The 15,581-nt window shown below is 60.3% G+C and carries 13 protein-coding genes; 11 read left to right on the top strand and 2 right to left on the bottom strand.

The genetic code is table 11. The features are described from left to right. Positions 1–45 precede the first annotated feature (45 nt). Entirely contained in the window at positions 46–1,485 is a 1,440-nt protein-coding gene (locus tag ACE3QM_RS02575) for a PhoPQ-activated protein PqaA family protein (RefSeq protein WP_374419997.1), read from the bottom strand. Positions 1,486–1,870: 385 nt separating this feature from the next. Here ACE3QM_RS02575 and ACE3QM_RS02580 point away from each other — a divergent pair, with 385 nt between their 5' ends. From ACE3QM_RS02580 to ACE3QM_RS02615, 8 genes are all read left to right on the top strand, one after another. Continuing rightward, positions 1,871–4,117, top strand: a complete 2,247-nt coding sequence (locus tag ACE3QM_RS02580; protein ID WP_374419999.1) for an NACHT domain-containing NTPase — start codon at positions 1,871–1,873, stop codon at positions 4,115–4,117. A 310-nt stretch (positions 4,118–4,427) separates the two neighbouring features. Next, positions 4,428–5,429: a substrate-binding domain-containing protein gene (locus ACE3QM_RS02585; RefSeq protein WP_374420000.1), complete on the top strand. Its 1,002-nt coding sequence runs from the start codon at positions 4,428–4,430 to the stop codon at positions 5,427–5,429. Between the two features lie 2 nt (positions 5,430–5,431). Next, positions 5,432–6,184 (top strand): hypothetical protein, encoded by a 753-nt coding sequence (locus tag ACE3QM_RS02590; RefSeq protein ID WP_231462242.1) that lies wholly within the window; start codon positions 5,432–5,434, stop codon positions 6,182–6,184. A 166-nt stretch (positions 6,185–6,350) separates the two neighbouring features. After that, on the top strand, positions 6,351–6,866 hold the full coding sequence (locus ACE3QM_RS02595) for a hypothetical protein (RefSeq protein ID WP_048411691.1): 516 nt from the start codon (positions 6,351–6,353) through the stop codon (positions 6,864–6,866). A 275-nt stretch (positions 6,867–7,141) separates the two neighbouring features. Then, positions 7,142–7,990 carry a family 16 glycosylhydrolase gene (locus tag ACE3QM_RS02600; RefSeq protein ID WP_374420002.1) on the top strand — a complete coding sequence of 283 codons (849 nt, stop codon included), beginning with the start codon at positions 7,142–7,144 and terminating at the stop codon, positions 7,988–7,990. A gap of 297 nt (positions 7,991–8,287) precedes the next feature. Next, a complete protein-coding gene (locus ACE3QM_RS02605) occupies positions 8,288–9,136 on the top strand; it encodes a DUF2167 domain-containing protein (RefSeq protein WP_374420004.1) in 849 nt (282 codons plus the stop codon). Positions 9,137–9,140: 4 nt separating this feature from the next. Then, entirely contained in the window at positions 9,141–9,869 is a 729-nt protein-coding gene (locus ACE3QM_RS02610) for a hypothetical protein (RefSeq protein ID WP_374420006.1), read from the top strand. Further along, on the top strand, positions 9,866–10,204 hold the full coding sequence (locus ACE3QM_RS02615) for a DnaJ family molecular chaperone (RefSeq protein ID WP_048411694.1): 339 nt from the start codon (positions 9,866–9,868) through the stop codon (positions 10,202–10,204). The genes ACE3QM_RS02610 and ACE3QM_RS02615 overlap by 4 nt, the downstream gene beginning before the upstream one ends. A gap of 100 nt (positions 10,205–10,304) precedes the next feature. On the opposite strand, the gene ACE3QM_RS02620 is transcribed toward ACE3QM_RS02615, so the two are convergent. Continuing rightward, positions 10,305–10,934, bottom strand: coding sequence for a LysE family translocator (locus ACE3QM_RS02620; protein ID WP_374420008.1), 630 nt, complete (start codon positions 10,932–10,934; stop codon positions 10,305–10,307). A gap of 369 nt (positions 10,935–11,303) precedes the next feature. Between ACE3QM_RS02620 and ACE3QM_RS02625 the strand changes: the two genes are divergently transcribed. The 3 genes from ACE3QM_RS02625 (at position 11,304) to ACE3QM_RS02635 (ending at position 15,232) form a co-directional block, all read left to right on the top strand. Continuing rightward, positions 11,304–12,755: an alkaline phosphatase gene (locus ACE3QM_RS02625; protein ID WP_374420010.1), complete on the top strand. Its 1,452-nt coding sequence runs from the start codon at positions 11,304–11,306 to the stop codon at positions 12,753–12,755. A gap of 189 nt (positions 12,756–12,944) precedes the next feature. Next, complete coding sequence (locus tag ACE3QM_RS02630; protein ID WP_374420012.1) at positions 12,945–14,306, top strand: alkaline phosphatase; 1,362 nt, start codon at positions 12,945–12,947, stop codon at positions 14,304–14,306. Positions 14,307–14,563: 257 nt separating this feature from the next. After that, entirely contained in the window at positions 14,564–15,232 is a 669-nt protein-coding gene (locus ACE3QM_RS02635; RefSeq protein ID WP_374420014.1) for a hypothetical protein, read from the top strand. Positions 15,233–15,581: the final 349 nt, after the last annotated feature.

A 15,581-nucleotide genomic window follows, 5' to 3' on the forward strand; every position in this document is an offset into this window, starting at 1 on the left:
GAGCCAAGAGATGCAAACACGGGCTCCAAACGCGGCACAACGTCATCAGCGCCCCAGTTGCAAACGCGGCGCGCCAAACGGCACCGACTCGCCGTTGGGATAGGCGTGCGGCCACACCAAGGGCGGCGTGCTCCAGGCGAAGTCCTGGCCTTCGAACGCGATGAAATAAGCCTGCCAGCCCGGCTGCGCGGCATCCGGCCGGAACTCGAAGCTGCAACTGCCGCGGCGGCACTGGCCCTCGATCGCCTTGGGCTGATAACGAATACCGGAATTGAAGCGGAAATCCCGGCTCTTGGGATTGCTCGCCAGCCACAGCGTGGCCTTGCCCGCCTCCCGCGCCGTCACCTTGACGCGCAGACGGCCGCTGGCCGGGTCCGCGTCCACCTGCGCCCGCGGCATCGGCTTGCCGGCCAGCCAGCGGCGCATGAACTGCCGCAAGGCCTGGCCGATCTGATCGCCCTTCACATAATGCGACTGATTGGGCAGATAGCGCAGCTGGGTGGGGCCGGCGAAGTCCGGCAGATAACTCCAGGCGGAATCCGGCACCGCGAAATCGTCGCCGGAGGCGGAAATCATATACTTGCTCAAACGCGCCATCCCGGCGCGGTAATGGATCACATCCTCGAAGCGCAACAAGGCGTCCAGACCGGCCCCGCCCTGCAGCACATCCTCGGTGATGCCGTTGCGCTGGTAATCGCGCAGCGCCACCGGCCATTGCTGGCCGTAGCTATTGTAAACATGGGTGAAGTTGACGCGCACATTCCAGAAATCCGCCACCACCGGCACGATGGCGCTCACCCGCTTATCGTTCAGGCCGGCCAGCCAAGTGGCCCAGCCGCGCTTGGACGCGCCGGCCAGCACGAAACGCTCGCTGCCCGGCAGGCTGCGCTGCAAGGCGTCCATCGTCGCGCTCACCGCCTGCGTCATCGGCAAGTGCAGGGAACTGAAGCGCTCCGCCTGCGGCTGATCCACCGTTTTACGCCAGGTATAGGCCACCAGCGCGTCCTCGCGGCCGGCCGGCTGCTCGTCCAATTGCAAATCCTGGTTCGGCACGAAATACAGCTCGGCCACCGGCACGCCCAGATCGCGCGCCAGCGCCTCCGCCGGCAAGCGATCCGGCAACTTGGGCGGCTGCGCGTGATTGCTGCCGCCATTCACATACAGCAGCACCGGCGCGCCCGGCTTGCGCTGCAAGGGCAGGACCAGCTTGTACTGCTGCTCCCACAGCGGCGCATTGCTGTTGATGCCACTGCCGGCCCCCGGCCATTGCTGCGACACCATCCGGTACATGCGCACCTCCACCCCGTCCTCCACCACCGAGCTGAGCAGCTCGGCCGGCTGCTGGCTGGCCTTGGCCTGTTGCAAATAGTCGGCGACAACGGTGGATGCGGACTGAGCCGGCAAGGATTTGGCCGGCGCGACGGCGGGCCATGACAAGCACAGCGCGACGCAGGCGCGCAGCGCGAGAGGGAGGGAAGCGTTCATCGGCGGAATATATTAATTGTTAGAGAGTGGGTGCTAGATTTTGCAATATCTTAGAGTAAAAGATCAAGCCATCCATCCTCTTAGACCGTTAGCACCCATATTCCACATCAAATCAGCTAGATCCGAACTCATTAGCTCAAAATACTTACATATTTAAAAGCTGTACATCAACATCATATTTAAAATAACACCCAAGCAAGACCAAATAATTAATATGACGATGTAAGTTAACGAGAGCAGTAAAAAGCAAGCAAAAACAATCTTAATTTCACAAGAATCTAATTCCTCTTGAAAAAACCCATGGGCATAATTATAATATCATAAATGCATATAAGCGAAACTGATAATTAAATATTTAAAATCCATTCACTTAAATTGGAAAAAAATGAACAGTTCATGGGCATTATTAGAAAACTACGTACGCAATATCGCACAAACTATCTGGCAACGCCCTGTCAAAAAAGACAGAATCGACGGTGTCAATTTTGATGGAGTAATTCACATATCTGAGGAAGAGGTAATACTACTAGAGATAACAGAAGAATTCAGTTTAGAAAAAATTCGCTCTGATGTTAGTAAAATTGCAGCCATTAAGTTGAAATTCGCCACTCAATCAGTATTAGCAAGAGCATTTATAATTATTTCAAAAGAACCAACTCAAGGGATGATTGACATTGGGAAAGCTCACAAAATTCAAGTAGTTTCAATCAACACTTTTTCACAACAAGCATTTAATTTTCTGAGCTACAAAACCATAAGATTAGATGGTACATTTGGAAGTGCCATTGATCCTATATCAGGAAAGCCCGACACTAACGACTTCATCCCTGTAACCTATTTGATTAATGGAGAAGAAAAATCAGTATCGGTTCAAGACATATGCGAAAAACTTAGCAAACGAAACAGGTTAATTTTACTTGGCGAGTATGGAACAGGGAAAAGTCGATGCGTTCGCGAAGCCTTCCAAATTCTAGCCAAGACCTATAGAAATGCTTCGGCATACCCTATAGCAATAAGCTTAAGAGAGCACTGGGGAGCATTATCTGGCATTGAAATAATAGCAGGCCACTTCCAAAGACTTGGGCTTTCTAATTCAATAGACCAGGTAATGCAACTACTTAGATCAGGTAGTATTTTGTTGCTTCTCGATGGTTTCGACGAAGTTGGAACACAAACATTTGGAAACAGTGAAGGGAAAAGACAGTCAATAAGAAAGCACGCTCTTAGCGGTGTCAGAGATTTATTATCAATATCAAAAGGTGGAGCACTCATAACTGGAAGACCGCACTACTTTAATGATGACGAAGAACTACTCGAAGCGCTGGGCCTATCATTAAGACAAACCTCACATGCAATCATTCGGTGCCGTGATGAGTTTGAAACAGAACAAGCAAATACTTATCTAACAGCTCTAGGATTGAGTTTATCTGCACCAAAGTGGCTTCCAAAAAAACCATTAATGTTTCAAATTTTAGCAACCATTCCTTCAACAGATGCAGAAAATATTTTGAAGTCTGATTCAGGAGAGGTCGGCTTTTGGGGACAGTTCATTGATACTGTTTGTGCTCGCGAAGCAAAAATGCATACATCTATAGAAGCGTCAACTGTTCGAACCGTTCTAGCTAATCTCGCAAAGCTCACTCGATTAAGTCAACGTAACTTAGGTCGTTTAACCCCAAGGGATGTAAACCATGCCTACGAGCAAGCAACTGGCTATGCGCCAGATGAATCTGGACAGTTAATGCTATCACGGCTCTGCACTTTAGGACGCATAGAGCCCGAATCACCAGATAGGCAGTTTGTCGACCCTTACATTGTGCAATTATTATTTGCAGAAGGTGTAATAGAAGACATATCCAACAAAAATCACGACGACTTAAATATACCATACAACCAAGCTCTCGAACCTCTCGGTCTTTATTTTTTAGCCCAATGGATAGACACATACAATTTTGAGCAAGAAACCTTAGCCTTTATTTATCGAGAAGGAAATGCAAAGAACACACAACTAATTGGTGAAGTAATCTGCTCCCTGCTCTTAATTGAAGGGGAGCCAATAAATTTTTCAGGAATCTCTTTGGTTGGATGTGAAATTTACATACTTTCGTTTGGAGCAAGAAAATTTTCAAACATTTTATTTTCTGACTGCATAATACATCACTCTGCTTTTGAAAATTGCCTTATAGACCCGGAATCTTTTGTCACAATAAAAAACAGTGAAATCATTAAAGCAACAGGCCTCTCATCATCATCAGGATTGCCCACCTGGATACAAAATTGCAAATTATCATCTACTGATAATGTTTCAACATCTTCTAGAATAAAAAGTAGTCAACTTCCACCTTCTCAAAAATTATTCTTATCTATAATACACAAAATATTTTTCCAAAGAGGGGGGGGGCGAAAGGAAAACTCTTTATATAAAGGTGGGTTTGGGCAAAATTTCGACAAAAAAATCATTGACAAAATATTAACAATACTAATATCCGAAGGATTAATTGAAAAAAGCAAAGACAATTCTGGATTCATTTACAATCCAAAACGCGAATACACTTCACGCATGAAAGCTATAAAAGACCAGCTAGCCTTAAGCAAAGATCCCCTCTGGATAAAAATGGAAAACTTAAATTAAACCAAAAAAACACAACACAACAAAATTCAAATTACCCCCCCAACACCAAAAAAATGCCATAAGCATAAATTGAAATACAAACCGCATACAGCAATAATTTAGCCTAAAGTTTCGAATGCACTACTCAATTAGGCTAGTTTTTCAAGGCTCTCCCATGTGAACAACCTCCATACATTGCATCAGACGCAGACGCGGAAGTCCGAGCAGGAAGACAAGGAGCCATCCAGCCATAGCTAAACGGCGGACGCGACGGCGCGGCGTCCTGCCCGCTGCCGCCCTTCCCACTGTGCTCTATAAAGAAGCCATATCCTTGAGCCTGGCCGCGCGGCCGGGCCAGGCCGGCGGCTTGCCGGCGCATTCATTCGACAAGCGGGGGAGCTCCATGCGGCGGCGCGAACTTCTACTGGCATCCCTGGCTCTGCTGGCCATCCCCTGGCGGGCGGCGGCCGCGGCGCAGCCGGCCGTCACCATGGTGCTGAAATCGCTGAAGAATCCGTTTTTCGAATTGATGACCGCCGGCGCGCGCAAACATCACGCCCAGCACCGCGCCGAATACCGGCTGACCCTGGACGGCGTGCCGGAAGAATCCGACGTGGCCGGGCAGGTCAAGATCATCGAAACCAGCATCGCGCGCCGCGACCAGATTCTGATCATCACGCCGGCGGATTCCCGCGCCATCATCCCCGCGCTAATCAAGGCGATACAGAGCGGCATGCTGGTGATCAATCTGGACAACAAGCTGGACGACCGCGCGCTGGCCGGCCACGGCGTCAACATTCCCTTCGTCGGCCCCAGCAATTTCAACGGCGCGCGCGCGGTGGGGGATTATGTGCTGCGCGCGCTGAAACCGCGCAGCAAGGTGGGCGTGATCGAGGGCCTGCCCGGCTCCATCAACGCCAAGGCGCGCAGCGACGGCTACCGCGAGGCGATCGCCAACGCCGGCATGAGTCTGGCCGGCATCGCCTGGGGCGACTGGGAGCGGGACAAGGGCCGCGCCGCCGCCACGGCGCTGCTGCGGCAAACGCCAGACCTGGCCGCGCTCTTGTGCGGCAACGACAATATGGCGATAGGCGCGGCGCAGGCGCTGAGCGAGCTGAAGCGCGACGGCAAGGTCTTGATCGGCGGCTACGACAATATCCCGGAAATGGCCGCGCTGCTGGCGGCCAAACGCATCTACGCCACCGCGGACCAGCACCCGGCGCTGCAGGCGGAGCAGGCAATCCGGCTGGGCCTGGAATCCTTCAACAAACGGCTGACGCAGAGCGAGATGCAGAGCATCGTGCGCACGCCGGTGGACCTGGTGAAGTCCTGACCATGGCGCTCGCTCGCGCATGCCTGGCGGCGGTGATGGCGCTGCCCTGCGGCTGGACACCGGCCCAGCCCGCGCTGACGGTGGTGGCGGACGCGCATCCGCCCTTCCTGCTGCCGGCCCGCGATGGCCTGGCCGGCCCCTACGCGGAAGCATTCCATTACCTGGCGGGCAAGGCCGGGCTGGAGGTGGCGCTGAAAACGGCGCCGGCCAAACGGGCGCTGTTGCTGGCGGCGGCGGAAAAGAACACCTGCGCGCTGGACGTGAATTTTGATCAGGGCAAGGCGGAAACCCTCAGCTATGTGGCCGCCATCGCGCCGGTGGTGCTGCAGGCTTACGCCGCCGCCGGCAATGCCGCGCCATTCCGCAGCCTGAGCGATTTCCGGGGCCGGACGCTGGGCACGGTGGATATTGCCGAAGCGCGCGACCTGCTCAGCAGCGCCCAACTGCCCTACATCCCCATCGCCAAACCGGCGCTGGGCTTCAAGATGCTGGCGGCCAAGCGGCTGGAGGTCTTCGTCAGCGACACGCCGCCGCAACCGGACACCGGCCCGCCGCCGCGCAAGGTCTTGCTGCTGACGCCGGCCGAACGCTGGCTGGCCTGCAATCCCGACACCCCGCCGCCGGTATTGAGCAAGCTGCGCCAGGCGCTGCGCGCCGGCCTGTTCGCCAAGGACACCGCCGCCATCTGGCGCCAACACCATATGGACGCGTTCTTTCAGGAAACCTCCGCCACCTGGGCCCGCAACCGGCAATAGCCTCCCGCCTGCTCCTCGCCTGTCCCAAAGCGCAGGCTCCAATCATGCTCCTTGCATTAATCTTCAACGATAAGCCGCGCCATGCCCTGTTGGCGCGATAACTTCCAGCCGCCCGCTTTTAAAAACCCGGTTCGGGACCGTTTCCCGCCGCTTTCAGGAGCCATCCATGCTTGATCCCTATCGCCCGCTTGCACTGTCCGCCCTGGCTTTCTGCCTATTCTCGGCCACGCCGTCGCTGGCGGCGGAATGCCGCGTCACCGCGGACGTGAACGCCAGCGTCAAATCCATGACGGACAACACCGCGATGGAAGGCCATGTCAGCATCCACATCCGCGGCCAGCCCACCCAAGCGGGCAAATCGCAGTTCGACAGTTGGGATCAATTCAAGGCCGCCTTCACCACTTGGCAGAGCTACCCCGGTCCCAAGGGCCCCAAACCGGCCGTATGCGGCACCCGGGCGGCGGAATCCGATTGCGTGCCGGAGGGCACGCTCTATCCCAACGGCTGGCCCGGCGCGCGGCCCAGCACCTGCAAGCAGGTGAACGCGGCCGGAGCCTGCACCCAGTCCACCCCGTTTCCCGCGGGAGAGCCCATTTACCTGTCTTTCCGCTATGCCAAGAACAGCAAGGGCAAGTGGATCCTGAATACCGCCTATCCCAGCCTGAACTCGAATTGCTCCTAAAAACCTGTTCACGATCTGCTGCGCTTCGACGATACGGCGTTGAAAACGAGCTCAAAATGCTCATGTACCACCTGTACATTCCGCTTTTTCGCTCGTTTTCGCCTTGTCTCGCTCTTGCTCGCGAGGCTTTGAACAGGTTCTTAGCGCGCGAGATCGTAAACACGTTCTAGGCCACGAACCTGACCGCGCTTGGTAAAACTGCCAAGCGCGGTTGCACTGCGCCGCTGTCGCGTCCAACTATGCTGGGCGCTCGACAAACTCGGGCGAGATGAGCGATGAAAAGCAAGATGGCGGCAGCCGCCGCAATCACGGCGCTGCTGAGCGGTGGCGCAGCCGCGGCCAATTGGCAACTGGCGTGGCAGGACGAATTCAACGGCGCGGCGCTGGACACCGCCAAATGGCGGCTGGAATCCGGCCCCGGCCCATGGGGCTTGCATGAGCTGCAGTACTACACCGCCGGAGACAATGTGGCCGTGCGCGACGGCGCGCTGCATATCACCGCGCGGCGGCAGGCCTACGGCGGCCGCGACTACACCTCGGCGCGGCTGCGCAGCCAGGCCGCCTGGCGCCACGGCCGGATCGAGGCGCGCATCAAGCTGCCTTACGGCCAAGGCATGTTTCCGGCGTTCTGGATGCTGAACCAACAATGGGATCAGCCCGCGCATTACGGCGAAATCGACATCCTGGAAATGGTGGGCAGCGAGGCCGGCGCGGAAAACGCCACCATCTGGGGCAGCGCGCACCGGCCCAAGCCCGGCGCGCCGGCCGGCACGGTGCAAACGGCGTCGGCCTCCTACGTCACGCCGGACCTGGGCTGGTTCAACGATCGCTTCCACGATTTCGCCGTGGAATGGTCGCCAGCGGCGATCCGCTATTTCGTCGACGGCCGGCTCTACCAGACGGTGACGATGAAAACCGACGGCGGCGACGGCTGGAGCGCCTTGCAAGAGCCGGCCTTCATCGTGCTGAACCTGGCGGTGGGCGGCGACTGGGCCGGCGCGCCGGACGCGTCCACGCGCTGGCCGCAGGAAATGGTGGTGGACTATGTGCGGGTGTACCGCGACGCCGGCGAACCCACCGCGCGCCGTCGGGCGCCGGCATCGGCCGCCTCGCCGCTGCGCTGACGCCCCTTCCGCGACAAGATCCCAAGCCAGGCGGAGGGAGGCCGCGCGCCGTCACGCGCGCGTCACATCGGCTAGCTACACTAGCCTGGTCCTCGGGAAGCGCCAAGCGCGCTTCCAACTCCTTTGTATCTGTCGATTGCATGCTTGCCGCCCCCCGGGGCGGCTTTTTGTCGTCCAGACCCGGATGGACGGCGCCATAATTACCACGCCCATGGATTTGCCAAACCCGGACGGTTTTTGGGAAACTAGCTGGTTTTGCAAAAAGCATAAATACCAAAAACGACTGGATGGTTTGACATGAAAATACAATACAAGACAATCCTGGTGGCCGCCTGCCTGAGCGCGTCCGCCGCCGTGGGCGCGCAACAGGCCGCCGCCGACAAGGACTCCCCGGTCAAGAACCCGCACCTGGGTCCTTACACCCAAAACATCGCCAATGTCGCCAACTGGGAAGTGCCGCCCAAATACCTGTCGCTGGACCAGGACGACACCACCCGGCTGATGGAGGCGATGCAAAACCCCAATGTCACCGACTCCTGGCTGTTCGGCCCGCAATCGCTGGAACCGTGGTTCGCCGTGGTGTCCTACGACAGCACCGGCCACGTGATGGACGGCGAGAAGCTGGACGCGGACGCCATCCTGAAACAATTGCAGGAAGGCACCGAAGCCTCCAATGAAGAGCGCCGCAAGCGCGGCTGGCAAGAACTGCACCTGGTGGGCTGGCAAACCCCGCCGCATTACGAGGTCGACACCAAGCGCCTGTCCTGGGCCACCATCAGCGAAAGCGGCGGCCAGCGCGTGGTCAACTACACCACCAAGGTGCTGTCCCGCACCGGCGTGGCCTCCGTCACCCTGGTGACGGAACCGGCGCGGCTGGACGGCGCGGTGGCGGACCTGAAAACCCAGTTGAACCAGTTCCAGTTCAAGCCGGGCGAAAAATACTCGGAATTCAAGGAAGGCGACAAAGTGGCCGAATACGGCCTGACCGGCCTGATCGTCGGCGGCGCGGCGGCCGCGGCGGTGAAAAGCGGCGCCTGGAAATGGTTTGTCGGCATCCTGGCCGCCGGCTGGAAAGTGATCGCCGGCCTGGCGCTGGCCGCCTTCGCCGGGCTGAAGTCGCTGCTGTCGCGCAAAAAAACGCAGTGAGCGCATGGATTACTCCCTAATCCTCTGCCTGGCCATCCTCGCCTTCTTCCTGCTGGACCTGCTGCTGCTGCTGCCGGCCGGTGAAGGCATCGCCTATCTGGCCGGACACGGCTGCCAGGCGCGGCTGCCCTCGTGGCGGGCGCGGCTGGGCGGCCGCTTCGCGCTGCTGGCCGCGCCGTGGCGCTTCGCCTCCCCCTGCGCCAAGCTCAGCCTGTGGGCGCCCAGCGCCCCCGGCAGCCTGGCGCGCTGGCGCGCGGAGGCGGAGCGCTACCGCCGCTTCTACCGCTGGACCGCGCCCTGGCTGGCGCTGAGCTGGGCCTGCGCGGTGGCCGCGGCGCCGCTGGCGCTGTGGCTGCGCCCCGGCGCGCCGGACTGGCTGCTCTTGCTGCTGGCCGGCTATATCGCCTACCTGGCGGCCGCGCTGCTGGGCATGCTGGCGCTGCGCCGCGCGCGGCTGGGCCCCAACGGCGCGCAACTGCGGCTGATGCTGGAAGCCCTGCTCTGCCTGCCCTACGCCAGCCAGTTGCCGCGCAAGCTGGGCCTGGCCGGCTTCGCCCCGCTGCCGCTGATTGATCTGCTGGCGCCGGAGGCCGGGCTGGACGCGGACAGCGCCGCCCACATCGCCGCGCTGGCGCGCGAACAGCTGGAAGTCACGGAACCGGCCGATGCCCGCGCGCATCTACACCAGATCATCACGCTGGCGGAAGCCAGGCAAGCGGAGCCGCAACCATGAAACTCATCACCCTAATCGTTTTCGGCCTGCTGGGCTTCTGGCTGGTGGATTACCTGCTGAGCGCGCGCAAGAACGCGCGGCAACAGCCGCGCCGCCCCGCGCCCGAGGCCGAGCCGGTGGCGGAGCCCGTCTCCGAGCTGGAACAAGCCTGCCGGGTGCTGCAAATCACGCTGCCCTGCTCGGCGGAAGCCTTGAAAGCCGCTTACCGCGCGCGGATGGCGGAATACCACCCGGACAAGGTCAGCACGCTGGGCCAGGAATTGCGCGAACTGGCCGAACGCAAGAGCAAGGAGATCAACGCCGCCTATCAGCGCCTGCTGCCGCTGTGCTCCTGAGCGCCGGCTCGCCATTCTTCCCAGTGTGAAGCCGCCTTGCGCGGCCCCAAAAAAAATCCCGCCAGGCTTGGCGGGATTTTTCATGGCGAGCCGGCGCGGCTCAACTCATATCGCTGCGACGGTACAGGCTTAGACCGATGGCCAGCACCGCCAGCATGCCGGCGCAGCTGCGGTTGATCCAAGCCATCGCCCGGGCGGAAAAACTGCGCATCGCGTGGCGGCCGCCGTAGGCGTAGATGAACATCATGGTGCAATCCACGCAGGCGGTGACCACGGCCAGGATCATGTACTGCGTGACCACCGGCTGCTCCTGGCGGATGAACTGCGGCAAGAAGGCGGTGAAGAACAGCAGGCCCTTGGGATTGGACAGGCCCACCACCAGGGAACGCAAGAAAGCGCCGCGGCCGCTGGCCTCGCCGCCCTGCTCGCTGGCCGCCAGCGCCTGAGTGGGCGCGCGCCACATCATCCAGGCCAGGTAAACCAGATAGGCGGCACCGCCCCATTTCACGATGGAAAACAATTGTTCCGACGCCTGCAGCAAGGCGCCCAGGCCGCAACCGACGGCGGCGATCAGCAGCAGATCCGACAGCACCGCGCCGGCAAAGCCGTAACTGGCGATGCGCATGCCGTGGCTGGCGCCGTTGTTCAGCGCCAACAGCATGGACGGGCCGGGGGTGATCATCACCGCGCTGACCGCGACGATGTACAGCAATAGGGTGGCGAAACTCATTCAATAACTCCAGGACGCAACATTCAATATGGCGGCGCGGCCCCCCGGAAACAGTCAATGACGCCGATGCGCGGCGCGAGACACGGCGAGCGGGCGTGGAGCATGAAAGCTGGAAATGACGGATGAAGGGCGGCAAACAACGCGGAAGCCGTATTTTAATACAAAACCCGGCGCGGCTGTAGTGGCATGTTTGCTTATGCTTATATGGTTTTATTCCAAGCGGCGGCATCGAGCCGGCCGCGCGCCCGGCAACGCCCGAGCCGCCCGTCCGGTTGACCGCGCAACAAAAGCTTCATCAAAACCTCTCCTGTCCGCAACATGCGCGCACTATGCTGGCCCGGTTTTTTTCATGCCCGGAACATATACACCATGCGCATCCTCAGCCTGACCCTGGCCGTGACGGCCGCCATCGGCCTGGCCGCCTGCGGCAGCAACGGCGGTCCCGCCAGCGGCTCCGCCAACAACAACCAAGGCAACCGCCCCGCCGTGGCCAAGAACGTGATCTTCTTCCTGGGCGACGGCATGGGCATCAACACCACCACCGCCGCCCGCATCTACTCCGTGGGCGAGGACGGCGAGCTGACCATGGACACGCTGCCGGAAAGCGGCTTCGTCAAGACCTTCTCCAACGACGCCCAAGTCACCGACAGCGCGCCGTCCATGTCCGCCTACATGACCGGCGTGAAGATGAACAACGAAGTCATCTCCATGTCCAGCAATACCCAGGCCAAATCCCCCACCGCGGACTTCACCTCCAACTGCGGCACTGGCAACGGCCAGCCGGTCAGCACCCTGCTGGAACTGGCCAAGGCCGGCGGCAAGGCCACCGGCGTGGTCACCACCACCCGCGTCACCCACGCCACCCCGGCCGCCACTTACTCCCATGTCTGCCACCGCGACGCCGAATCCGACATCGCCGCCCAACTGGTGCCGGGCGGCGCGCTGTACAACGCCAAGCTGCAAGACGGCGTGGACGTGGTGTTCGGCGGCGGCCGCCAGTTCTTCCTGCCCAAGGCCGCCGGCGGCAAGCGCGCCGATGGCCGCGACCTGGTGGCGGAGCTGAAAGCCAAGGGTTATGGCTACGCCGCGGACAAAACCGGCTTCAACGCGCTGGACCCGGCCAAGACCACCCGCGCCGTGGGCCTGTTCACCAGCAGCCACATGAGCTACGACCTGGACCGCGACGCCTCCAAGGAACCCAGCCTGGCCGAGATGACCGCCAAGGCCATCTCCATGCTGGCGGACCGCAAGGACAAGCAAGGCTTCTTCCTGATGGTGGAAGGCGGCCGCATCGACCACGCGCTGCATGAAACCACCGCCAAGAAAGCGTTGCAGGACACCGTGGCCTTCGACCAAGCGATCAAGACCGCCATCGACGCGATGAAACAGCGCGATCCGGACCTGAAAAACACCCTGATCGTCGTCACCGCCGACCACGACCACACCCTGGTGCTCAACGGCTACGCCCAGCGCACTGGCAAGACCACGGCCAGCAACCCCGGCGTGCTGGGCCTGGTGAAGAACTACAGCAACGGCAGCGTGGCCACCGACGCCGACGGCATGCCCTACTCCATCATCGGCTTCGGCAACGGTGAAAACCGCGTCAACGGCAACCGCAACGCCGCCGCCGCGCTGACCGACGCCGTGGTCTCCGCCAACGACTACCACCAGGAAGCGGCGGTGCGCATGCCAGCCGGCGGCGAAACCCACGGCGGCACCGATGTCTACATCGGCGCCATCGGCCAGGGCGCGGACGCCTTCCACGGCTTCCTGGAAAACATCGACGTGTTTGGCCTGGTGAAGAAAGCGGCCGCGCTCTGAGAACCTGTTTACGATCTCGCGAGCAAGGGCGAGACAAGGCGAAAACGGCTGAAAAAGCGGAGTGTACACACGGTACACGAGCATTTTGAAGACATTTTCAACGCCGTATCGCTGACGCGCAGCAGACCGTAAACAGGTTCTGAGCCGCCCCCCCCCAAACGCTACATAAACCCATACAAGAGAAACGCAATGAAACCGATGATGAAACCGCTGCTGAGCGTCGCCGCGCTGGCCGCCGCCCTGCACGCGCTGCCGGCCCAGGCCGCGGGCGAAGCCAAGAACGTGATCTTCTTCCTGGGCGACGGCATGGGCCCCACCACCGTCACCGCCTCGCGCATCTACAAATACGGCGAAGCCGGCAAGCTGAACATGGAACAGCTGTCCCGCACCGCCCGCGTCAAGACCTTCTCCAACGACGCGCAAACCACCGACAGCGCGCCGTCCATGTCCGCCTACATGACCGGCGTGAAGATGAACAACGAAGTCATCTCCATGTCCGCCGACACCCGCGCCATCGACCCCAATAGCAACGGCACCGGCAACTGCGGCAGCGGCAACGGCCAGCCGGTGGCCACCCTGCTGGAACTGGCCAAGGCCAAGGGCAAGGCCATCGGCGCGGTGACCACCACCCGCGTCACCCACGCCACCCCGGCCGCCACCTACTCCCACGTGTGCCACCGCGACGCCGAATCCGACATCGCCGCCCAGGCGGTGCCGGGCGGCGCCGGCTACAACGCCAAGCTGGGCACCGGCCTGGACGTGCTGATGGGCGGCGGCAGCAAATTCTTCCTGCCCACCGCCTCCGGCGGCAAGCGCCCGGACGGCCGCAACCTGCTGACCGAAATGCAGGCCAAGGGCTACACCCTGGTCAGCAGCGGCAGCGAACTGGCCGCCTTCAACCCGCAATCCGGCGGCAAGCTGCTGGGCATCTTCAACAAGGACCACATGGACTACGAGCTGGACCGGGTGAAGAACAGCCTGAACCAGCCCAGCCTGGCCGACATGACCGCCAAGGCCATCGACACCCTGTCCCGCAACGGCAACGGCTATGTGCTGATGGTGGAAGGCGGCCGCATCGACCACGCGCTGCACGGCACCAACGCCAAGCGCGCGCTGGAAGACACCATCGCCTTCGACAACGCCATCAAGACCGCGCTGGCCAAGGTGGACCTCAACAACACCCTGATCGTGGTCACCGCGGATCATGACCACACCATGACCATCAACGGCTACGCCAAGCGCGGCAACCCCATCCACGACATCGTGCGCGGCTACGCCGACGGCAAGGAATCCAAGGACGCCGACGGCGCCACCTATACCGCGCTGGTGTTCGGCAACGGCCCCAACCGCAAGGCCAGCCGCGTGTCGGTGGATTCCGCCACCGCGATGGGCGACGACTACCAGCAAGAAACCGGCGTGCGCCTATCCAGCGAAACCCATGGCGGCGGCGACGTGATGCTGATGTCCAGCGGCGCCGGCTCCAAGGGCTTCAAGGGCGTGATGGACAACACCAAGGTGTTTGGCCTGGTGAAAAGCGCGCTGGGCCTGTAAGAACCTGTTTACGATCTGCTGCGCGTCGTGAAGCGTTGCACGGTGAGTACCCGCTCAAAATGCTCATGTACCACGTGTACATTCCGCTTTTTCACTCGTTTTCGTCTTGTCTCGCTCTAGCTCGCGAAATCGTAAACAGGCTCTAAACCCCCGCCACCGCGTCGGCGCCTTCTCCAGGCCCGGCGCGGCGGCCACGGATTCACTCCATTCGGCTTGCCCACGGGCAAGCCTACTTTTCCGCATGAAGAAAGACCGCGATGAAAACCCTGCTGCCGCTGGCCCTGCTGGCCCTGTCCCCGGCGCTGCACGCCGCCGCCGCGCCGGACCTGGTGGCCACCCTGCGCTATGAAACCGTCACCATCGGCAATGACGGCGTGGAAAAAACCATACGCTACCAGGAAAAACTGACCCGCCAGGGCAAGCATGTCTGGCGCGAACGGCTGAACGCGCGCGCCGGCGGCCACGACCACGAGCATGGCGCGGAAGACGGCCACGACCACATCGACTACCCCGCCGCCAACCGCCATGTATGGCTGGACGCCAAGGGCCAGCCGCGGCTGGAATTCGCCGTGCCGCAACAAGGCCTGCTGGTGCAAGTGGGCCAACGCGAATGGAGCGATGTGGGCTTCGACGGCTCCTGGACCCAAGCCAGCCAGATCGTGGACATCGCCAAACTGAAAGGCTTTACCGTCAGCCCCGGCGCGGACGGCAGCCGCTGGTACCGCAAAACCGCCAATGGCCACAGCAAGCAACTGCAATGGAGCACGCGCTGGGCGATGCCGTTGCAAGTGGAATCGCGCTCGCAGGACGGGCGCTACCGCGAAAGCATACGCGTGGAGATCCGCCCGCTGGCCGCCGGCCAGCCGCTGCCATGGGCGCAGACCGGACGGCTGCGCGCCAAGGACTATATGGATACGCTGGACTAAGAACCCTTTTAGACTCGCTAACAAAACCCCTGATCCTGCGTTGCGCCTCCTTGTCGTACCACTTGTACTGTAGCTTCGCAGAAACTTCGTTTTCTGCGTCGGCGCGCCTTGGCTCAGCTACGCTGCGCGGTTTTGTTAGCGACTCTTATAATCTGCTGTGCGTCGCGAAGCGTGACACGGTGAGTACCGCTTCGAAATGCTGATGTACCACCTGTACATTCCGCTTTTTCGCTCGTTTTCGCCTTGTCTCGCTCTTGCTCGCGAGACTTTGAACAGGCTCTAAGAAGCCAAGCACCAAAGACCGTAAAAAAACATGCCTCGTATTCGCATACGAGGCATATTGAATCAG

Source organism: Chromobacterium sp. (assembly GCF_041912965.1).
GTDB classification, from domain to species: Bacteria; Pseudomonadota; Gammaproteobacteria; order Burkholderiales; family Chromobacteriaceae; genus Chromobacterium; species Chromobacterium aquaticum.